The 19905-nt window shown below is 59.1% G+C and carries 19 protein-coding genes; 10 read left to right on the top strand and 9 right to left on the bottom strand.

Annotation, left to right across the window (positions count from 1 at the left end):
- Positions 1–103 precede the first annotated feature (103 nt).
- The gene (locus OOF89_RS09395) at positions 104–1291 is read left to right on the top strand and encodes an alpha,alpha-trehalose-phosphate synthase (UDP-forming) (RefSeq protein ID WP_328517175.1); all 1188 of its coding nucleotides are present in this window, start codon (positions 104–106) and stop codon (positions 1289–1291) included.
- On the opposite strand, the gene OOF89_RS09390 is transcribed toward OOF89_RS09395, so the two are convergent.
- Positions 1288–2688, bottom strand: coding sequence for a nicotinate phosphoribosyltransferase (locus tag OOF89_RS09390; RefSeq protein ID WP_266075483.1), 1401 nt, complete (start codon positions 2686–2688; stop codon positions 1288–1290). The two genes, OOF89_RS09395 and OOF89_RS09390, sit on opposite strands and share 4 nt — an antisense overlap.
- Positions 2689–2928: 240 nt before the next feature.
- Positions 2929–4329 carry an MFS transporter gene (locus OOF89_RS09385; RefSeq protein ID WP_266075481.1) on the bottom strand — a complete coding sequence of 467 codons (1401 nt, stop codon included), beginning with the start codon at positions 4327–4329 and terminating at the stop codon, positions 2929–2931.
- A gap of 482 nt (positions 4330–4811) precedes the next feature.
- Between OOF89_RS09385 and OOF89_RS09380 the strand changes: the two genes are divergently transcribed.
- The gene (locus OOF89_RS09380) at positions 4812–6041 is read left to right on the top strand and encodes an HAD family hydrolase (RefSeq protein ID WP_266075479.1); all 1230 of its coding nucleotides are present in this window, start codon (positions 4812–4814) and stop codon (positions 6039–6041) included.
- A gap of 77 nt (positions 6042–6118) precedes the next feature.
- Positions 6119–6262 carry a YHS domain-containing protein gene (locus OOF89_RS09375; RefSeq protein ID WP_266075477.1) on the top strand — a complete coding sequence of 48 codons (144 nt, stop codon included), beginning with the start codon at positions 6119–6121 and terminating at the stop codon, positions 6260–6262.
- A 1-nt stretch (position 6263) separates the two neighbouring features.
- Here the strand turns inward: OOF89_RS09375 and OOF89_RS09370 are convergent, their stop codons facing one another.
- Together OOF89_RS09370 and OOF89_RS09365 are read right to left on the bottom strand one after the other, a co-directional pair.
- Positions 6264–6899 carry a hypothetical protein gene (locus OOF89_RS09370; RefSeq protein ID WP_266075475.1) on the bottom strand — a complete coding sequence of 212 codons (636 nt, stop codon included), beginning with the start codon at positions 6897–6899 and terminating at the stop codon, positions 6264–6266.
- A gap of 122 nt (positions 6900–7021) precedes the next feature.
- The gene (locus OOF89_RS09365; protein ID WP_266075474.1) at positions 7022–7288 is read right to left on the bottom strand and encodes a MoaD/ThiS family protein; all 267 of its coding nucleotides are present in this window, start codon (positions 7286–7288) and stop codon (positions 7022–7024) included.
- 100 nt (positions 7289–7388) lie between these two features.
- Here OOF89_RS09365 and OOF89_RS09360 point away from each other — a divergent pair, with 100 nt between their 5' ends.
- Together OOF89_RS09360 and OOF89_RS09355 are read left to right on the top strand one after the other, a co-directional pair.
- Entirely contained in the window at positions 7389–8303 is a 915-nt protein-coding gene (locus OOF89_RS09360) for a dihydrodipicolinate synthase family protein (RefSeq protein WP_266075472.1), read from the top strand.
- Positions 8304–8370: 67 nt separating this feature from the next.
- On the top strand, positions 8371–9219 hold the full coding sequence (locus OOF89_RS09355) for a NosD domain-containing protein (protein ID WP_266075470.1): 849 nt from the start codon (positions 8371–8373) through the stop codon (positions 9217–9219).
- 33 nt (positions 9220–9252) lie between these two features.
- Here the strand turns inward: OOF89_RS09355 and OOF89_RS09350 are convergent, their stop codons facing one another.
- On the bottom strand, positions 9253–10356 hold the full coding sequence (locus OOF89_RS09350; RefSeq protein ID WP_266075468.1) for a cellulase family glycosylhydrolase: 1104 nt from the start codon (positions 10354–10356) through the stop codon (positions 9253–9255).
- Positions 10357–10579: 223 nt separating this feature from the next.
- Here OOF89_RS09350 and OOF89_RS09345 point away from each other — a divergent pair, with 223 nt between their 5' ends.
- The 4 genes from OOF89_RS09345 (at position 10580) to OOF89_RS09330 (ending at position 15757) form a co-directional block, all read left to right on the top strand.
- Positions 10580–12109: a DsbA family protein gene (locus OOF89_RS09345; protein WP_266075466.1), complete on the top strand. Its 1530-nt coding sequence runs from the start codon at positions 10580–10582 to the stop codon at positions 12107–12109.
- A gap of 195 nt (positions 12110–12304) precedes the next feature.
- Positions 12305–12430, top strand: a complete 126-nt coding sequence (locus OOF89_RS09340) for a hypothetical protein (protein ID WP_266075464.1) — start codon at positions 12305–12307, stop codon at positions 12428–12430.
- A 48-nt stretch (positions 12431–12478) separates the two neighbouring features.
- Positions 12479–13711 carry a mandelate racemase/muconate lactonizing enzyme family protein gene (locus tag OOF89_RS09335; protein ID WP_266075462.1) on the top strand — a complete coding sequence of 411 codons (1233 nt, stop codon included), beginning with the start codon at positions 12479–12481 and terminating at the stop codon, positions 13709–13711.
- Positions 13712–14140: 429 nt separating this feature from the next.
- Positions 14141–15757 (top strand): PQQ-binding-like beta-propeller repeat protein, encoded by a 1617-nt coding sequence (locus OOF89_RS09330; protein ID WP_266075460.1) that lies wholly within the window; start codon positions 14141–14143, stop codon positions 15755–15757.
- Positions 15758–15956: 199 nt separating this feature from the next.
- Here the strand turns inward: OOF89_RS09330 and OOF89_RS09325 are convergent, their stop codons facing one another.
- Positions 15957–16571 (bottom strand): ferritin family protein, encoded by a 615-nt coding sequence (locus tag OOF89_RS09325; protein WP_266075458.1) that lies wholly within the window; start codon positions 16569–16571, stop codon positions 15957–15959.
- A 113-nt stretch (positions 16572–16684) separates the two neighbouring features.
- Here OOF89_RS09325 and OOF89_RS09320 point away from each other — a divergent pair, with 113 nt between their 5' ends.
- Complete coding sequence (locus OOF89_RS09320) at positions 16685–17854, top strand: MBL fold metallo-hydrolase (RefSeq protein ID WP_266075456.1); 1170 nt, start codon at positions 16685–16687, stop codon at positions 17852–17854.
- A 30-nt stretch (positions 17855–17884) separates the two neighbouring features.
- Here the strand turns inward: OOF89_RS09320 and OOF89_RS09315 are convergent, their stop codons facing one another.
- The 3 genes from OOF89_RS09315 to OOF89_RS09305 all read right to left on the bottom strand — a co-directional run bounded on the left by OOF89_RS09315 (position 17885) and on the right by OOF89_RS09305 (position 19602).
- Positions 17885–18094, bottom strand: coding sequence for a hypothetical protein (locus OOF89_RS09315; RefSeq protein WP_266075454.1), 210 nt, complete (start codon positions 18092–18094; stop codon positions 17885–17887).
- Positions 18095–18141: 47 nt separating this feature from the next.
- Positions 18142–18933 (bottom strand): YihY/virulence factor BrkB family protein, encoded by a 792-nt coding sequence (locus OOF89_RS09310; RefSeq protein ID WP_266075452.1) that lies wholly within the window; start codon positions 18931–18933, stop codon positions 18142–18144.
- Positions 18934–19038: 105 nt separating this feature from the next.
- The gene (locus OOF89_RS09305; RefSeq protein WP_266075450.1) at positions 19039–19602 is read right to left on the bottom strand and encodes a DUF7282 domain-containing protein; all 564 of its coding nucleotides are present in this window, start codon (positions 19600–19602) and stop codon (positions 19039–19041) included.
- Positions 19603–19905: the final 303 nt, after the last annotated feature.

Here is a 19905-nt window from a genome sequence, read left to right as displayed (position 1 = left end):
GGCGACGCGGACGACGAAGTGACCGACGAAAACGGCTGCGTTCGGGTCCCCCCCCGAATCCCCATCATACGAACTGAAACGCATCGATCTCACCAACGAACAGGTGCGAAACTACTACTACGGGTACAGCAACCAAGTGCTGTGGCCGCTGTGTCATTCCGACACGGCGAAAGTAACGCAGGAGGCACGATACTGGCGACAGTATCGGGAGACGAATCGACAGTTCGCGGACGCGATCGTGGAGCGAACCGATCCGTCGAACGCCGTCGTTTGGTTTCAAGACTACCACTTCGCGCTCGCACCGAGATACGTGCGCGAGCAGTCGTCCGATGCGTTCTGCATGCAGTTTTGGCATATTCCGTGGCCATCGTGGGACGTGTTCCAGAGCTGTCCGCAGTACGAAGCGCTGCTCGATGGACTGCTGGCCAACGACCTCCTCGGCTTCCATCTCGATCGATACTGTCGGAACTTCCTCGACTGCGTTGCACAGACGCTCGACGCCGACGTGGACCGAACCCGCGGCCACATCGACTACGACGGTCGGACGATTCGTGTCTCGGCATTCCCCCTCGGTATCGATACCGAAGAACGACGGACGCTCGCCGAGTCCGACGAGGCGGACGAACAGTGGAGGTCTCTCCGAGAGACCTATCCGCTTCCTAATGAGGGAGGGATCCTTCTCGGCGTTGATAGGCTCGATTACACGAAAGGAATCGAACAGCGACTCGCCGCGCTCGAACATCTATGGGAATGGTATCCCAGCTGTCGGGAGCAACTCACGTACGTACAGAAAGTGACCGAAAGCCGGAGCCAAATCGACGAATATCAGCGCGTACAAGCGAACGTCGAGGAACAGGTCGAACGAATCAACGACCGGTTCGGAACGCCGACGTGGCAACCGGTCGTCTCGATAGACGACCACCTGCCGCAATCGGCGCTGGCCGCACTGTATCGGGAGTCCGATATCTGCCTCGTAAGCTCGCTCCGGGACGGGATGAATCTCGTGGCGAAGGAGTTCGTCGCCTCACAAATCGCCGAGCCGGGTGTGTTGGTACTGAGCGAACTCGTCGGTGCACACGAGGAACTCGGGGAGTCAGCGTTGACGGTTCACCCGAACGATACCGAAGCGTTCGCGACGACCGTCGAACAGGCACGAACGATGGACCAATCGGAGCGGTCGGACCGAATGCGTCGGCTCCGAGCGCAGGTCGAAACGAACGATATCGAGCGATGGAAACGCGACGTACTTCGTTCGGCGAGCGAAATGCTCACCCAACGCGAGAACGTCTAGTCAGCCGCCAGTTCCGCCTGCAATTCGTCCGTCAACGCTCGGAGTCCGTCGCTGATTTCTACCGAATACTCCTCCGATTCGTGCAGGGCGCGACATCGCACAGGGAGTTTTCGGCGTCGTTCCCCCGCTCGATCCGCAATCGCATCGAGATGCGGTAGGTCGATCACTCGATTTCCGTTTTCGAAGACCGTCACCAGCTGGTCGTCTGCCGCTTCTACTCCAGCAACGTCTTCGTTTCGCAGCGCGAGAACGTCCTTTTCGTACGTTTCGTCACCCTCTCCGCTCCGGACTCGATAGACGCTCTTCGCGCCGGGGAAGGTGACTTTGCCGGACGAAAGTTTCATGCTCGGGCGCATCTCGCCGTCGCGTTCGATTTCGGTGAGTTTGTACACGAGGTCGAGTGAAGGCGCGTCCTCGCTCGTCGTCAGTGCTGTACCGGGACCAAACCCGGTCGCCACGCCGCCGTTTTCGAAGAATTCGACGATTTTGTACTCATCCATGCTCGAGGAGACGAAGATCGGCGCATCGCCGACGATCGCTTCGACTTCGTTCGAGAGCACGGCGAGGTCGCCCGAATCGAGGCGCACGCCGACCTCGATATCGTGTTCGTTAGCGACGTCCATCGCGATTCGAGCCCCCTCGACGGAGTCGTACGTATCGACCAACAAAATCGGGTCATCGCCGTACTGTTCGATGAAGGTCGAAAACGAGTCACGCTCGTTTTCGAAGCTCTGAACCCACGAGTGGGCCATCGTGCCATAAACGGGGATATCGAACGTTTCCCCCGCAGAAACGAGCGAAGTGCCGTCGAAGCCACCGACGACGGCGGCACGAGCGGCTTTCATTCCGGCGTCGGTGCCGTGGGATCGCCGACAGCCGAAATCGACGAGCGACTGGTCGTCGCCGTAGCGTTCGACAGCTTCGCGCATTCGTGCCGCCTTCGTCGCGACGAGGCACTGATACCCGACTTGGTTCAACAGAATCGTCTCGAACAGCTGCGCTTCGAAAATCGGGGCGGTCACCTCCAGAATCGGTTCGTTCGGAAACACCGGCGTCCCCTCCGGAAGCGCCCGCAGTTCGCCGGTGAACTCGAAATCGGCGAGTTCGTCGAGAAACTCATCCTCGAATCCCCTGTCACGGAGATACGAAAGTGCCAGCTCGCCGAACGAGAGGGATTCCACGGAGGCGATCGCTTGCTCCAATCCCGCCGTGAGAACGTAGCCTCTATTCGGCGGCAGGTCGCGAAAGAAGAGGCTGAACGTCGCCCTGGGGGTGTGATTCGCTCTGTAATACCCCTGCAGCATCGTCAACTCGTAGAGGTCGGTAAACAGTGCCACGTTTTCGGGTGTGACGTACCCGAAGTTCGGGTCCTCGTCGTCGAACTCGCTCCCCACCATAGCAAGCGGGACGACGGGAGTTCAGTAATAGCTGTGGGCAGTCGAGCAACGGTTCGGCCACGTTAGATCCGACGAGATGCGTTTATTCGCTCGCGTCCTACTGGTGTCGTGAACCTCGAATCCTTGAGACCGGATTTCCTCACCCCGAACTGGAAATGTAATGCGTGCGGAAAGAAATACTGGCGAAACCGCCGACAGTGTCGGCGCTGTCAGAACACGGTTTTCGACCGTGTGCGCTAGTTAGCGCCCGGTAACGTCCTCCGCTGGATTGGGATGAACGTCCCCGTCTGCGTTGCGCCGTGCCTGTTCATAGGCGATCGTCTTTTCGAGCGAAAAGCCCCCTTCCGCGGTCGGACCGCAGAAGGCGTCGTACGTCTGTCCGCATGAGAGTTCGGTCGCAGTGTCGGCGTGAAGGTGTTCGGTTCGTTCAGTTCCTGAGGGTACGTCGATGTGTGCCGTCTCCGGCAGGTATCGCCAAACGAGAACGACGATGAAAACCATCGCTCCCGCCGCAATCGTCGTCGTGCCGTCGTACCCGACCGCGACGTAGGCCCCTCCCGCGAGTGCACCGCCGATGCCGGAACCGACCTGTCCGATACCGACCGTGAGGCTCATCAGAGACCCACGCTGGTCGCCGGAAACGAGTTCGGTGAGCATCGTCTGGAACGGTGTGGCCCGGGAGGCGAACAGACCCATCACGACGAAAAACAGCGCGTACACCGCGAGGACTCCGGCCGCAATCGCGAGGAACGGCGTTGCGAACATGACGACCGCGATGCCGACCGAGGCGGCGACGATGACTCGCTTACGACCCACGCGGTCGGAGAGGATTCCAGCCTGTGGCCCCGCGAGGACGTTGGCGATGCCGCCGACGAAGAACATCGCGCCGATCGCCGTCCCGCTCATTCCGAGGGTGGCTTCGAGCCACGTCGGGAGATAGGTCGTGTACAGCGCGTTGCCCATGAACATCACGATGAACACGATCGTCGCCGCGGCGATCTCCGGACGACGGAGAAGGGTCGCGTAGGCATCGATGGCCGACCCGAAGGAGAGTCGGCCGGTCGCCAACTGCACGTCGGGTTTCGGAACAACCGTCCAGACGAGGACGAAGGTCACAGCCATCAGCACGGCGAAGAGGAGGAAGGGAACTCGAAACCCGAGTCGTTCCGCGAGAATCGCACCGAGAGGAATCCCGGCGATCTGTCCGGCGGCGAACCCGCTGAACACCCAACCGTTCGCCCAGCCACGCTGTTCGCGCGGGAAGTAGTCGCCGACGTAGGCGACCGCCGCGCCATTGAGGACGCCGCCAGCGATGCCAGCGAGTCCCCGCACCGCCAGCAAGGACACGAAATCCCACGCCAACCCGTGTGCTGCCAGTGAGACGGTTAGCAGGGCGGTTCCGACCAGCAAAATTCGATGGCGACCGACGTGGTCGGAAATCGGGCCGACGATAAGCGAGAATACCCCGACTGCGACGGCATAGGAGGTGATGAGCGTACCCAAGACGGCCTCGGGAGCCGAAAGTTGGTCGGCGATTCGCGGAAGGATGGGCGCGATGATGAGTGCTTGGCTGGCGACGACAAATACCAACAGCCAGAGAACGAAGATGACGAGATAGTCGGCTCTCCTTTCGTTAGTCATCGGTCTTCCCTCTGCTCGTCGGTGGTTGGGTTGCTAACACTCCGGGTCCCCCTCTGGTCGGGGGAAGAAACGGGCTGAAACGGCAAAAGGGCATCTGAAATGGAAGCGGGAAGTCACCGTAGCACTGACTCAACTCGTCGCAGGATCGCGGTGACGTACTGAATAAGATCGTTGTTCCGACGTAAGTACTCCCGACCTCGACGAAACCGCGACCGTTTCAGTCACGCCCTCCTCAGCCGATTTCCACGCCCTTCCCAGCCGATTCCTTCGTCGCATTGCTTCCCACCCATCCTCGCGCGATGGCGAAACCGCGGTTTCGCCATCGCGCACCATATCGTCCGTTCATATCCCGTGAACCCGTTCGTTGTCGGTTGGTTCCCGCGAAGTCGTGGCGGATGCGCCAGCAAGTCACCGAACGTGGTCCACACTCCCGAGCCGTTTCCGCCCCGAACTTTATCCCCCATCAAAAGCCATACTCCTGTATGGAACGCTACGACGCCCTCTATCGCCTCTACGACGAGTTCGACGCGAAAACTCTCAGAGCGTACCAAGATTTCGTGGACCTCTTTCCGCCGGTCGATTCCCGAGTCGCACTCGAACACTGGCAGTCCGCGAGCGAGGAGTTGGACGAGCGAAAGGACGAGATTCGCGGGGCGTTCGATGCGGGTGAAACCTACGCCACCATCGCCGCACACGCCACGCGCGACCAGTCGTTTACCGCGCTCGACCTCTACTCGAAATACGGACGCGCCGTGAACGCACTGGTACTGGACGTGGACGAAACCCTGCGCTCCGCCGGGGGAACGGACAATGAGATTCCACGGGAGACGCTCCACCTGCTGACGGAATTCCACGAAAAAGGGATGCCCATCGTCGTCTGTACCGGCCAAACGCTGGAAAACGTGAAGGGATTCGCCATTCAGGGCCTTGGAAATGAAATCGTCCATTCGGGCAATTTGAGTATCGTCTACGAGGCCGGAACCGGCGTATTCACACCGGGACACGGGGCGGAGACGAAACGCCTGCTGTACGAGGAGTTGGACGACGAGATTCGGGACACCTTCGATACGGTTCGCTCGCAAGTGCTCTCGTCGGCACCCGACGAACTCCGGCGGTGTACCCACCTGCAAGGAAACGAGTTCAACATCACGATGAAACCGAACTTCGAGACGGGCAGTTCGCGGGCGGTCGAAATCATCGACGACGCGTTAGTCTACCTGCTGGATTTGCTCGGTAAGACGGTAGTCGAAGCGGAGGACGGAAGCGATTGGGCGCGGGCGTACTACGCCGACAGCGACCCGGAAATCCGCGGCGTGCTCGAAGAGCAGGGCGGAACACCCGAAAGCGACGTAGCGGGGATTCCGGAGGACGTGCAGGACACCTTCGAACGAATCGACGTGGCCTACTACGAGGGTGATGCCGCCGAAATCGGGAGCCGGGAGTTGAACAAAGTAGTCGGCGTGAAGGGTGCGCTGGACGTGCTCGGCGTGGACGACCCCTTTACGCTCGTGATGGGCGACAGCAAGAGCGACCTCCGGGTGATGCAATGGGTAGACGAAACCGACTCGGGGATCGCCGCCGCGCCGGAACACTCCTCCCGCGACGTGTTGGACCACGTCGTCAAAACGGACGAGCTCATCTATGACCAAGGAAAGGCGGGTGACATCCTCCGAACCGTATACGCGCTGAATCGGCTAGCGCGATTAGGGTGATACTCCATCGAGAAATGGGAGGGTTGCTTGCCGATGCAGGCAGAGCGCGTTTTCAGTACGCCCGCGAATGGACTCACATGAACGAATGTCCAGTCTGCGGAACGGCGCTGTACGAGAACCGGGAGACCAAGTTCGTTACGCGTCACATCGGCGAGGAGTATCACTTCTGCTCCGCCGACCACCGCGAGCAGTTCGAAGAAGCGCCGGGCGAGTACGTCTAAATCAGCCGTACGAGTAGACGAAACTGGCGACCGAAAGCGGAATCGCCGCGAGCCAAAGTAAGCCACGCAGAACGACGAGTTTGAAGCCGTAATTCGGGTGGGATTCCCCGATCATATCGATACCGTAAACGGATTCGTTTCGCTGGACGAGATAGTTTTGTGGCAGTTCCTCACGCATAGTGACGTTGCCACCGTCGAAAACACGGGCGGTTTTATCGGAAACGTGGTCGTACGGTCTGGCGAGTTCGGCGGCTACGGTTCGGTTGCTAACCGATTTCGAGGAGAGAATCAGCGACCCGTTTTCGATGCTGTACGTCGGCTCTCGAAATCCGTCGGTGAACGCGACGAAACGGTAGTCGTTTTCGAGATAATCGAGCGAATCCGTCTCGCTACGGTTGAATCGCAACGGGTCGTCCCGCACTCGGTGTTCCAATCCGCAGGATCGGGAGAAAACGATGTAACATTCCTTGACTTGCGGATGGTTGCTCACATATCGATTTCGGTTATCGTCAGTTAGTTCGACGGCGCGATACTCGTAGCGGGGTTCATCGCCGTGCGGAAGCAACCACAGCGTGTTCGTGACGAACGCGATGGCGAGGAGGAAACAGACGAGACCGGTCGCTCGCCGCCCGTTCACGAAACCACCGTCCGCAACCCATACATGGCCGCGAATTGTCAATAGCGGGGATAAGTTTTCTGGTGAGAAACGGGATACGGAATAGAGAACGGAACCGAAGTAAGCGTGTCGAAACGGACGGCTCAGGCGTTCAATTGAACGCACACCGTGTCGCCCGATTCGACGGGACTGTGTGCCGAGAGGGGTTCGTGGTCGGATTCACGGAGGACGCGCGTGTCCGAGCGGAGGCCGAGTCCGTCCACGATACCGGCACTGACCTGTTGGCCGTACTGCTCGCCGAGGCGACTGACTACGTCCTCGACGGTTGCTTCTTCCGGCACCGCGACGCGGGCGTCGCGGGTTCCAGTTCGCGCGACCATCGGGCCGGTAAGCTTAACTGTGACGTTCATACTCACACTGATGTCCGCCTGCAACAAAAAGTTTACTCATACTCGAAAAAGTCCTGCCGGGACGAAACCGCTTATGGGGGCGGAGGATGAGCCTTCGAGTATGTCGCACGCACCGAAACCGGGGTCGGACGATCCGCTTTCCCTACACGGCGTCGTTCCACCCACGATTACGGCGTTTCACGACGACGAGACGGTCGATTACGAATCGACGGCTGCCCACGCCGAGTTCGTCGTTGAAGGGGGCGCACACGGCGTCTTCCCGCTCGGAACGAACGGCGAGTTTCCACTGCTGACGGGCGAAGAGCGTCGCGGCATCGTCGAGGCGGTCGTCGATGCCGTGGACGAGGTTCCCGTTATCGCTGGTGTCGGCGCTCCAAGCACGCACGAGACTGTAGCGCACGCGGAACACGCCGAGGCCGTCGGCGCGGACGGCCTCGTCGTCGTCACACCGTACTACTTCCCGCTCGACCACGACGCCGCAGTTTCGCACTATCGACGCGTCTGTGAGGCGGTAGATGTCCCGGTGTACGTCTATCACATTCCAAGCAAAACCGGCAACTCGTTGTCGCTCGACACGCTCTCCGATCTCGCCGAGATTCCGAACCTTGCAGGTCTCAAGGATTCGAGCAAGAACGTACCGTGGCTGGGACAGGCCATCGACGCACATCCGGAACTCACCTTCCTCGCAGGTTCCGATTCCCTGCTCTTCCCGGGGCTCGAAATCGGTTGTTCGGGGATGGTCAGTGCGGTCGCCAACGCCTTCCCCGAACTGGTCGTCGAACTCTACGACGCCTACGATTCGGGTGACGAGGACCGCGCACGCGAACTCCAAAGTCGGGTCTACGACGTTCGGGACGCGCTGAAAGGGGGGTCGTACATGGCCGGTGTGAAGACCGCCCTCGACGTTCGGGACCTCGACTTCTCGCCCGGACCGCTCCGTAGTCCGCTCCGGAAGATGAACGACTCGGACCGGGCGGAACTCGAGTCCGACCTTCGCGCGCTGGGTTTACTCTGACCCTACTCCCGAGTAAGACGCTCTTTCAGGAGATGCCTATAACAGGGAGGCGGTTGTGCAAGTGGCTATGGTTTCCTCGCGCGTCTTCGCGATTGGCCTGGTCGTCCTGTGTTTGGTAGGCGGTGTTGCCGACGCTCGACCACTTGCAGCATCTATCGGTAACTCGCCGACCGAATCAACGTTAGTGACACAATCAGCACCGACGGTCGGTTCGTGTACGAAAATTACGAAACCCGGTCACTACACGCTAGGGCGAGACATTCACAACGGCAAGACACGCATCTCGACTGGTTGTATCGAAATCCGGGCGAACGATGTCGTGTTCGATGGCAACGGGCACCTCCTCAGCGGGTTCGGCGTCAGCGATACCAGCGGCGTCCGCGTCGAAAATGCTTCGAACGTCACCGTCAGAAACGTCACGGTCAACGACTGGAATCGCGGCATATTTGTCACCAACTCGGAGGACGTAACGGTTCGTGGCGTGGATGCATCGAACAACGCGATCGGTATCGACGTGACCGACGCCGACGCTCGGCTGGTCGAAAATACGGTCAGGCGAGACCTCAAGGGCGTCGTTCTCGCCGACCCGTGGGACGACGAACTCGAACGAAACCGGATCGAAAACAACCTGGTCGTGAACGTCTATGCGCCACTCGCGGTCGTCGATGTGTTCGGCATCCAACTCACGCTCGGACCGCCACTCGACCGTGACCAAGATGGGAAGTACGAGGACGTGACCGGAGACGGTCACGCAGGGTTCCTGGACGCGGTGGCGTTTCCGATCGTCGTTGGAGCGGACACGGTTGGCATCGCGGACGTTCCGTCGGAACAGCGTACCGCCCTCGATTTCGACGGCGATGGAGGGTTGGACCACGGCGACGTGCTCGCGTACGCCGGACTCACGCCCGCCGCGTGAGTCCGACCGACCTCCTGAATTTCCGGTATCCGATTACGCCCGTCGTTTCGCCTTCTGCGCCCACTCCGGCCATTCCTTTCGCTGACGTCCGGAGAACGAACTATCACCTGACATCGATTTGATGGCACGGGCGTCTTCCATGCTCCATACCGACCCGTCCTCGTGGAAAACACCGTTTAAGATACCGCGCTTTCGTTGGCTAAGCATATAGGCCGGTTTGAGCATAAGCGACCAGAAGAAGTTGCCGACGCCGGACTCGCGGATTGGCGGGACGAGAGAAGCATACTGTGGGCCGCGCTTGGCCGGGGGGACGTTTTGCTGTCCCCATCCGAAGTCGGCGATTCGCTGCCATTCGGTGAGCCACACCGGCATCCCGGCGCTTCGTTGGAGTTTTTTGGCCTGTTCGAGCACGCCGCGGTAGATGTCCTGCGTGTTCGGATAGTTGTAGTGGAACTGCGCGATGTCGATCCCCCAATCGTAGTAGTCGGCCACGTTCGCCAAACTCGTCGCACCGACCGTCAATGGAACGCTTCCTCGAACGTCGCGGACGACGCGGAACATCTCGCGGGCGAATCGCTTCTTCCATGGCCGCCATCCCGGTTCGTTCATCACCTCGATGGCGAGCACTCGCTCGTCGTCGCCGTAACGATCCATCACCCACTTCGCGAACTGGGTGGGCCGCCCCCACCGGTCGGGATTTCGCATCACGCGTTTTCCGGGGGACCAGACGGACGTTCCCGTCCATGGGTCCGTATCGTAGAGGTTCTTCGGAACGGGCGGACGGCCGACGCCTTCGAAAATCCCGAGCATGACGCGAATGCCGTGTGATTCGGCCGTCCGCAGGAGATGGTCAACCGCTCGGCCGAACGAGTCTTGGTCCTTGTGCCAGGCTTCGTAGCTGAGCCACGTTCGGAGGGCGTTTAGATTCAGTCGAGCGGCAAAACCCATATCGCGTTGCGTGACACCACGTTCGTAGGTATGCCACATCTGAAACGAGTTCATCGCTCGGGATGGGAGATACATCGCACCTCGGATATCGACCGGCGGTTCTCGGGCATCGGCTACGCATCCTGCCAGCGAAACAGCGGATGCGACGCCGGTAGCGATGAACCCCCGTCTCGTACACCGACGAGTCATACAATCGCGGACAACGGCGATCCTCCTGAAAGTGATGGTTGTCCTACTGATATTTGGTTGAAACCGGACATGAGTTTTGTATTTGGCTGGAATTTTGTCCGAGTCGTAGAATCACCGAACTCAGGTCGGTAACTGTTTGAAACGGTATGCAACTGATTAGGAGGTGTTTAGCAACGTTCAACGATTCCTCGTTTTATATTATAAACTGCTTTCGAAGAGAATCGTGACGCGACAAAACCCTATCCGAAACGCGACGCAAAACACGACACGACGAACGTTTATGCGACTCATCGGCGGTACTGCACTTTTCGGACTTGCAAATACTGTAAATGCGAACCACACCACCGCAGACCCCGTCTCCGGTGCCCCAGTACCTGATACTCCGGGACAGTACACCTATGCCACGATGGGTCACGGTGGCAACCCGACCGCGACGCTGTACGGGAATTTCAAATGCCCGTATACGAAGGATTTCGTCCTCAACAACCTCGAAGATGTGATTCGGGAGTTCGTCGAACCGGGACGCCTCGACATTCGGTTTCGGGCGCTTGCCTACGAACCCCCGGGACACTCCTCCCATGGCTCCTCGTACTACTTTATTTCCGACAGCGACCCGCTCATCTCCGAATCCGCGATGGGTGCATGGACGGCCGAACCGAACGAGTACTGGGCCTTCTTCCGCAATATGTTCGAAAACCGGGTCTCCGGCAACGTCTCTTACAGCGACATGCGTGTCCGGATGAATCGATCCGACCTCGAAGAACGTGATACCGCCATCTCGTGGGCGAAAGAAGGCAGATACGAGGATCCAGTCTACCAGACGCGGTACGCTGCTGGCGACGACGGTGTGACGTACACGCCCACGTTCGAACTGAACGGCGATACGACACCCCCACATCACGACACCCACGACATTCTGAACTGGATAGAAAACCGTCTGCCGGACGACGGCGGCAGTGGTGGGTCCTCCGGATCGCTCGGCGAATTCGGGTCGATAACAGCGAAACAGGGCGACGAAAACGAATGGTTCGATGAGGGCTTAGCGGGGTCGTACGATTCGCCGACCGTCATCGCCAAATCGCTGACCTACGACGGCCATGACCCCGCCCACGTTCGATTACGAAACGTCGGCAGTAGCGGGTTCCAGTACCGAATCGAGGAGTGGGAGTACGAGGATGGACCACACACCAGCGAAACGTTCGGGTACGCCGTCTTCGAATCCGGGGCACATTCGCTCGGCGGCGCGACGGTCGAGGTAGGACACGTGACCACCGACGACTCCTTCCGGACCGTCTCGTTCGAGCAGGATTTCGCTTCGACGCCCGTCGTCTTCAGCCAGGCTCAATCGCGGAACGGACTCGACGCCGTGATAACGCGCCATCACGAGGTATCCCGGGATGGGATGGATATCTGTCTGAAAGAGCAGGACAGGTACGGGGCGCACACGGACGAATCGGTCGGCTATCTCGCAGTCGAGGAGGGATACGGAAGCGTCGGTGGAACGGACTTCGAGGCGGGACGGACGGGTGACGTCGTCACCCACCAGTGGCACGAAATTTCGTTCGACGGATCGCACGACAACCCGACGTTCATCGCGGACATCCAGACGTACAATGGCTACGACTCCTCGGAAATCCGGTATCGGAACCTCACGAGTTCGAGCGTCGAAGTTCGAATCGAAGAGGAGCGAAGCGCCGACGACGAAGTCGCCCATCGAGCCGAGTCGGTCGGATATTTGGTGTTTGACCGCTAAAATGTAAAAATTCGTGTGTGTTTTCGAAGGGGACGTCGATTAGACACCACTTAATCGACAGAAGCGGCGATCGAGCGGGCGACTCAGATTCTACGACGTTCGTCCGCCAACAGACAGGAACGGTCGCCCTATTTTCCCGTGTCAACAGTTAACTGGTCAATAGTAAGGACGACGGCGACCGAATCGATAGTCGAGATGCCAGAACAGCAGACCGCTCCACGGGTCGTCGGCTACTATCGTCGCGGTCGATACGAGCTCCGAACGGAAGATTCCGTCCACGCATGGATCAGTGCGGAGAAGCCAGTCGACGTACTGCAGTGACTAGCCGATACCATTCGAACTTTTACTCTGGGCTGAGTACCCGCTGGCATGGGACGCGATTACTCGACGCTCCACGACCCGAACGCGGAGTACACGATGCGGAATCTTTCCGCAGAAACGATGGGCACGACGGCGAATCGAAGTGGTACACGTGACGTCGAAATTACCGACGTACAGACGACGATGGTTGACGGGAACTTCCCGTGGACGCTCGTTCGCGTCTACACCGACGCTGGAATCGTCGGCACGGGTGAAGCCTACTGGGGCGCGGGAGTGCCCGAGCTCATCGAGCGGATGAAACCGTTCGTCGTCGGCGAAAACCCGCTCGACATCGACCGGCTGTTCGAACACCTCGTCCAGAAGATGTCCGGCGAGGGGTCCGTCGAAGGCGTCACGGTAACCGCAATTTCGGGCATCGAAATCGCCCTCCACGACCTCGCGGGAAAGATTCTCGACGTTCCAGCGTACCAACTGCTCGGCGGGAAGTACCGTGACGAGGTTCGCGTGTACTGTGACTGCCACACTGCTGACGAGGCAGACCCCGAGGCTTGCGCCGACGAGGCAGAGCGCGTTGTTGAGGAACTCGGCTACGACGCCCTGAAGTTCGACTTGGACGTTCCGTCCGGTCTCGAAAAGGACCGCGCGAACCGCCACCTCCGGCCCGGAGAGATCCGGCACAAAGCCGAGATCGTCGAGCGAGTTACCGAGCGCGTGAAAGACCGCGCCGACGTCGCCTTCGACTGCCACTGGACGTTTTCGGCCGGCAGCGCGAAACGCCTCGCAAAGTCCATCGAGGACTACGACGTGTGGTGGCTCGAAGATCCGGTTCCACCGGAGAATCTGAAAGTACAAGAAGAGGTCACGAAATCCACCAGCACGCCGATTACGGTGGGCGAAAACCGCTATCGCGTCACCGAGGAACGACGTCTCATCGAAAACCTCGCCGTGGACATCATCGCTCCCGACCTGCCGAAGGTGGGTGGCATGCGCGAAACCCGAAAAATCGCGGACGTCGCGAACCAGTATTACGTCCCGGTCGCGATGCACAACGTCTCCTCGCCCGTGGCGACGATGGCCAGTGCCCACGTCGGCACCGCGATTCCGAACTCGCTAGCGGTGGAGTACCACTCCTACCAACTCGGCTGGTGGGAAGACCTGGTGGAGGAGGACGTTATCGAGGACGGCTATATCGAAATTCCGGAGAAACCGGGACTCGGTATCACGCTCGACATGGACGTCGTGGAGGAAAAAATGGTCGAAGGCGAGACGTTGTTCGACTAAGCAAGGCGAAGTCGGACGAGCGAGGCGTTGCCTCACGCTGATTGACGAAGCTACGCTTGTCAGGCCAGCAAATCTTGGATTTGCGCTGTTCGATTCGGCACAGATGAATCGAGCTGGCGAATCCTTGGTTCGACTTATTTGACGAAGTGTAGTCGGGCCGGTGAATATCCGATTCGATCCATTTGTCGAGTGAGCAAACTGGCGAGGAACAAGACAGCCAACCGTTCGAGTATCTATATACGATCGGTGAATTACCGACGTGTGACAAACAGTAAGTGTGACCATATCCACGTTTCACATACCACTTGACAATCTTTCTATTTTCAGTGCTACTTGGTGAACACATTATTACGATACCAGTTTTCGAAAGAGGTTTTTAGGATTATTCTGGCATAAAACTTATCTAATGGCAATACATCCTGAATCTGCATGGATGGGACACATCGGCGAGAGTTCCTCAAAACAGTAGGTATCCTCGGCGCGGCGGCAACAGTCGGAACCGGATTCGCGCTTAGTGCGGCGGATACCAACGAGTCCGGCAGTAAGTGGCCAATGCGCCGCGGAAACGCCGGACGAACCGGGGCGACCACCGATAGTGGTCCCGGTTCGAATGTAACGACCGACTGGTCGTTCGACATGGGTGGTGGAATGTTCGGTAGCGAACCAGTGGTTGGCGAGGGGAGAGTTTATCTGGCCGTGACGACATCGCACACTCCCTCGACCAGTGAGGGGTACGTCGCCGCCTACGACCTGGCGGGCAACGAGCTCTGGAAACGGGATGGAATTTCTCGTCCGGGGACACCCACACTCGGTGATGGAACGCTCTACTTCGATACCTACGGTTCCGAAGACGCCGACTCGACCGGATTCTTCGCGCTCGACGGTGAGACCGGTGAGACGAAATGGCACAAGGCGGCGTCCGCGGGGTTCGGTGGGGCGTTGGTCGCCGACGGCGGATTGTACTGCAAGGTGATGGGAGACGCCTACAAAGTCGACTCGGAAACCGGTGACGTGATCTGGCAAACCGCAGATGTCGGCGGAGGCATTTGCTATACCGATGGAACCCTCTTCTACGGCGATCGCGTCGCACTTTCCGCCGATGACGGCTCCGTCCTGTGGGACGTGTCTGAAGATAAAGATGAGTTACAGACGGTTGCCGATGATCGAGTGTACAGCATCAAAACCGACAGAGATACGGGAACCGACATCCGGGCGCGGTCAACCGACGACGGGACGGTTATATGGACACATTCGCTCGAAATCGACGACTACTGGTGGGGCGCTCAGCTCACGGTCGCTGACGGACACGTTTTCTATCGACTCGACAATGCGGTACACGCACTTGACGCGAATACGGGCGAGAAAGTGTGGGCGTACGAAACGGACGCAGAACTCGCGAGTGATGTAACGGCCGCGGACGACGCGCTCTACGTCGGTGGGCGAACGGACCCCGACCCGGATACCGGTGATGCGCTCGTCATCGCCATCGATGCGGCGACAGGCGAATCCAAATGGAGTCACTCGTTCGGAGCGTGGGATTTCGATGATACCGGACCCGCTGCCGGGACGCCCGTCGTCGCCGACGGGAGAGTGTACACTGCCACGTTCCCAATGCGGTCGACCCTCGATTGGATGTACACTGAGTATGCCGACTTTCACGTGCTCGGATCGGACGAGTCGAGTGAGACGATGACGCAAACCACCCAGACGACGGATGAGGAGACGACTACGACGAACGAAGGAACGACCACGACAGATCACGAAACAACGGTAAAGACGACGACCGAAGAAGCAACGACGGCGAGCGGAACAACAGCGAGTGAAACGACCGAAAGTACCAGGACAACGACGGAAACGATGGCCACATCGACATCCATGACGGAGAGACCACAAACATCGGGGGCCACGACGGACTCGGCAGGCGGTGGGATACGAACTACCACGACCACCACGGACGGACAACCGGGATTCGGAATCGTTACCGCGGTCGGCGGACTCGCGGGTGTGGGGGCGTATCTCCGCAATCGCATCGAGAGAGACGACTGACGTTCACTCTCTCCCGTTTGCGGCCGCTCGACAACCGTCTTTTCGAACGTGACCAGCATCGACCGGAGCGAACGAAATATCTCCCCCGAACGAGCGACGAACCGATATTCCGCGAAGTACAGCGATTCCGAGAGGGGTGGCTCTGGCGGTTGACGGTTCTACGAGTGTGCGATTCGTTCGCACATCCCAAAACGAACCCTCAGCAGATCGGCTTCGGGTCGAGTCCCATTCCAGTTAACGTATCGGCGTAGTCCTCGTAGGCGATCTGAACTATTTCTTCAGCGGTCTCCCGCGCGTACTCCCAGTCCGCTTCACCGCCACAGCAGTCGGTAAGCAAGGAGACGCCGTCGCCGATGTTGTTCTGGGTATCCGAGCGCAAGTCACGAAAAACGTTTGCACGGCGCTCGTCGGCCTTGTTGACGAAGAAGTTCACGACCTGCAGCAAGGTCTTGTCGCCGACGAGCGAGCGTCCGACGAGGCCGCCCGCGCGAGAAACGTCGTCGTCCAGTTCGCGGAGACGTCCGTGCATCGGATCGATTTCGGCCGGTTCGAATGTGTCCAGTTCAGCGACCACGCGTTCGTAATGGTCCTCTTCCTGTTTTGCCAGTCGGTCGAACAGTTCCCGCTGCGACCTCCCGGCCCATTCGGAAAACGTTTCGGCCGCGGTGTGTTCGCTTCTCGCCACCGCGGTGAGCACAACCTCGGGTTCGAGATCAGCGCCGGTAAGCGCGACGAGGAGTTGTTGCGAGCCGAGGCGGTCGAGTTCGGTTGATTTGGCCGTTCGAACCGAATCGTCGAAATCGTCGGCGTTCATACGACCGGGACGACGACGGTGGGCATAACGTTTGGGCGAGATAACGGGGTAGTCAGAGGAGAGCGACGGAAAACGGGGCGATCGCTTTTGCCCACGAAACACGTAGTCAGCATATGGAAGATGCCCTCTCCGCTCGAAGCCTGTACGACCGACTGAACCGAGGTGAGTCGCTCACGATTCTCGACGTTCGTAACCGCGACGAGTTCGAGGCGTGGCATATCGACGCTCCCCGGACCGTCCAGACGCCCTACGCCGAATTCATGAGCGCGAAGGTAACGGACGAGATTCCGACGCTTGCCGACTCGCTTGCCCTCGAATCACCAGTCGTCGCGGTCTGTCCTCGCGGCGAAGCGAGCGAACGGGTCGCAGAGATGCTCCGAGACGCCGGCATCGACGCGAAGAATCTGGCCGACGGAATGAACGGGTGGGCGCGAGTGTACGTCGCACGCGAAATCGACGGCGGAAGTGGCCAGGATGACGCGACCATTCTCCAGTACGAGCGTCCGTCAAGCGGTTGTCTATCGTACCTCGTCATCTCCGATGGGGAGGCCGCCGTTATCGACCCGCTCCGGGAGTTTGCCGACCGATACGTCGAAGACACCCGAGCACAGGGAGCAGCGCTTCGATACGCCATCGACACACACGTCCACGCGGACCACGTGAGCGGCCTGCGTGAAGTCGCATCGGCGACTGACGCGGAAATGATCCTGCCCGATGGCGCGCGAGACAGAGGGCTCGCGTTAGAGGCAGCGTTCGTACAGGATGGCGACGAAATCGAGGTCGGAACGGCGGCGCTGACCGCGATTTACGCTCCAGGCCATACCAGCGAAATGATGCTGTTTCGGCTCGGAAATACGCTTTTCAGCGCCGATACGCTGTTTTTAGATAGCATCGGGCGGCCCGATCTGGAGGGAGGGACGAGCGACGAAGTCGCAAGCGACGGTTCGGACCGAGCGGTCGACCTGGCGAGTGATCTTTACGAAACACTTCACGAGCACGTTCTCTCGCTTCCGGATGGGACAGTCGTCGCACCGGGACACGTTCACGAGAAAACGCGGCGGAGGGGAGACGACACCTTCACCGCACGATTGCCGACAGTGCGTGATTCGATTCCGCTCCTCTCTGTCGGCCGTGACGAGTTCGTGGCACGAGTCGCCAGTGACCTCCCACCTCGGCCTGCCAACTACGAGGAGATCGTCATGGTGAATCTCGGACGGAAAACGGTCGAGGACGCCGCCGCGTTCGAACTCGAACTCGGGCCGAACAACTGTGCGGTGCAGTAACGGACGAAAAGGATGGTAGTGCCCGGGAAATCAGGCCCGGTCGGTCTCCTCGTTGACCTCGACGTGCCGGTCGTCCATTCGCTCGTCGCCCGCGTCCTCGTCTTCCGGAATCCCCTCCGCGTCCGACTGTTTCAGCTCCGTCGAATCCATCTCCTCGTCTACCCGGTCGAGTTCTTCATCGATCTCTTGCTTTCGTTCCCGTTGCATCTCCCGTTCTCTGTCGCGGTTATCTTCAGCCATCGTCTCAGCGGGGAATACATCGAAGCGCTACTTTTGTGTGGCGGCCATCAGTCCAGGAGTGCAGCATTTCGATCCGCGACGACGACGTTTACCACGGCCCCGACGAGCAGGAGGACGCCCGCGAAGTAGAGCCACGTAAGAAAGAGGATGACACCGGCGAGCGCCCCATAGACGGGGGCTTTGCTCGCAGCACCCGCATACGCCTGAAAGCCACCTTGCAGAATGATCCACCCGACGGCGGCGAAGACGGTACCGGGGAGTGCCTCGCGGAGCGTCATCGACACCGGCGGTAACACGTAGTACAGCGGGAGGAAAACGAGCATGAGGCCCAACAGGAGGGCAAGCGTCCCGGCGAAGTCGATGAGCGGAATCGACTCCAACGTCGCCGACCGAATCACGGCCCCGATAGCGATCATCAACGCGATACCGACGGCGACGGCGACCAGCGTGACGAGCCCCTTCTTTAGCTGTTCGACGATACCGGCCTCAGGGTCACGCTGATACACCTCCTCGAAGGCGAGCAACAGCCCCCGAAACAGTTTGAGCGCGCTCCAAAGTAGGACGACGACACTCAGGAGGGACGCGCTTGCCCGTGCCGACGAGTTCTGTAGCGCCTGTTCGAGGAAGGAAGCGCCCTGTTGCGATAGCAACCCCTGTGCCTGGTCGACGAGCGCGGTGGCGAACGCCTGTCCGCCGATGAGTGACCCGACGGTGATTGCGAGAAGCGCGAGCGGAAAGACCGACACGAAGGCGTAGTATGCGAAACTCGCCGCGAGAAACGTGATGTTGCGTTCGCGGACGACATCGATGACCGACCGGGCCGTCGTGGTGACGCTCATAGGGGAAAATTATCTTCACCCCTAATGTTTGATTCGGCTATCTGAATGACGAGTCGTACGTCGAATCGTATGAAGAAAAGGAACCGTCGGCCGAATGGTGTGATGTTATTCGATGATGATGCACGCCCACCCCGAGATGGCTTTGTCGCCGTTCAAGGCGGGGTGATCGCCATCGTCATCGCTGTCGTCGCCGTCACTGTCGGAGTCGCCGTCGCTCCAGTCAGCGTCGTCGTCGTTGCCGTTGCTATCGACGTAGAGGACAGCTTTCAGCTTCGTATCCTCACAGAACTCGTCGTTCAGCTTGATGGTGACATCCGCGTGGGTTCCGGCTTCGAGCTGCTCGGACTGCCCGACGACGTTGCCATTTTCGTCGTAGATAACGACGTATCCCTTCTCTTTCAGCGTGACTTTCTGTACGGTCACGGACTCGCCATCGGTAGATTGCTTGTCGAAGGCGATGCTCGCTTTTAGTATTTCATCCTTACAGTCGTCACCAGTCCTGCTATCGTTCGAGTCGTCGCTGGTTTTGTTGTCCGGGTTACCGCCACTGTCGGAATTACCGTCGCTCCAGTCGCTGTCGTCCGATGATTGCGCAACAGTGTCGCTCACTGCGGTTGCGTTAGCGCCATGATCCGTGGCCACCGCAACGCCGGCCACGGCAGAGGTCAACAACACAGCTACAAGCAGCACGCTTTTGATTTTGTGTTCTATTGTAGAGTTTCACTCCATGTGAGTGCGTACCCGGCCGTAGATAGATATCTGATATTCGTGCCGAAGTTACAGTCAAACATCGTGTCAGATTGTAGATGGCGTGGCGTCAGATTGCTACCCGCCTCGGATACAAGTCGATAAACTGTAGGAGGTAATTTACTATAACTCGTATAGCATTATAAATATATTTATAAATGCGAGGATAAATACGGCATTCACAAACATATTTTGAGAGATGTTTTCGTGACAATTTCCCGAGTG

This window comes from Haladaptatus caseinilyticus (assembly GCF_026248685.1).
Lineage (GTDB): Archaea > Halobacteriota > Halobacteria > Halobacteriales > Haladaptataceae > Haladaptatus > Haladaptatus caseinilyticus.
This window is presented reverse-complemented; position numbering and strand designations above follow the sequence as displayed.

Excerpts from the sequence above, each read along its gene's own strand:
- OOF89_RS09375 (WP_266075477.1), top strand. The coding sequence starts at position 6,119 with ATGAACGAATGTCCAGTCTGCGGAACGGCGCTGTACGAGAACCGGGAG.
- OOF89_RS09320 (WP_266075456.1), top strand. The coding sequence starts at position 16,685 with ATGGAAGATGCCCTCTCCGCTCGAAGCCTGTACGACCGACTGAACCGA.
- OOF89_RS09310 (WP_266075452.1), bottom strand. The coding sequence starts at position 18,933 with ATGAGCGTCACCACGACGGCCCGGTCGGTCATCGATGTCGTCCGCGAA.
- OOF89_RS09315 (WP_266075454.1), bottom strand. The coding sequence starts at position 18,094 with ATGGCTGAAGATAACCGCGACAGAGAACGGGAGATGCAACGGGAACGA.
- OOF89_RS09340 (WP_266075464.1), top strand. The coding sequence starts at position 12,305 with ATGCCAGAACAGCAGACCGCTCCACGGGTCGTCGGCTACTATCGTCGC.
- OOF89_RS09325 (WP_266075458.1), bottom strand. The coding sequence starts at position 16,571 with ATGAACGCCGACGATTTCGACGATTCGGTTCGAACGGCCAAATCAACC.
- OOF89_RS09380 (WP_266075479.1), top strand. The coding sequence starts at position 4,812 with ATGGAACGCTACGACGCCCTCTATCGCCTCTACGACGAGTTCGACGCG.
- OOF89_RS09355 (WP_266075470.1), top strand. The coding sequence starts at position 8,371 with ATGGTTTCCTCGCGCGTCTTCGCGATTGGCCTGGTCGTCCTGTGTTTG.
- OOF89_RS09335 (WP_266075462.1), top strand. The coding sequence starts at position 12,479 with ATGGGACGCGATTACTCGACGCTCCACGACCCGAACGCGGAGTACACG.
- OOF89_RS09360 (WP_266075472.1), top strand. The coding sequence starts at position 7,389 with ATGTCGCACGCACCGAAACCGGGGTCGGACGATCCGCTTTCCCTACAC.
- OOF89_RS09385 (WP_266075481.1), bottom strand. The coding sequence starts at position 4,329 with ATGACTAACGAAAGGAGAGCCGACTATCTCGTCATCTTCGTTCTCTGG.
- OOF89_RS09350 (WP_266075468.1), bottom strand. The coding sequence starts at position 10,356 with ATGACTCGTCGGTGTACGAGACGGGGGTTCATCGCTACCGGCGTCGCA.
- OOF89_RS09330 (WP_266075460.1), top strand. The coding sequence starts at position 14,141 with ATGGATGGGACACATCGGCGAGAGTTCCTCAAAACAGTAGGTATCCTC.
- OOF89_RS09365 (WP_266075474.1), bottom strand. The coding sequence starts at position 7,288 with ATGAACGTCACAGTTAAGCTTACCGGCCCGATGGTCGCGCGAACTGGA.
- OOF89_RS09390 (WP_266075483.1), bottom strand. The coding sequence starts at position 2,688 with ATGGTGGGGAGCGAGTTCGACGACGAGGACCCGAACTTCGGGTACGTC.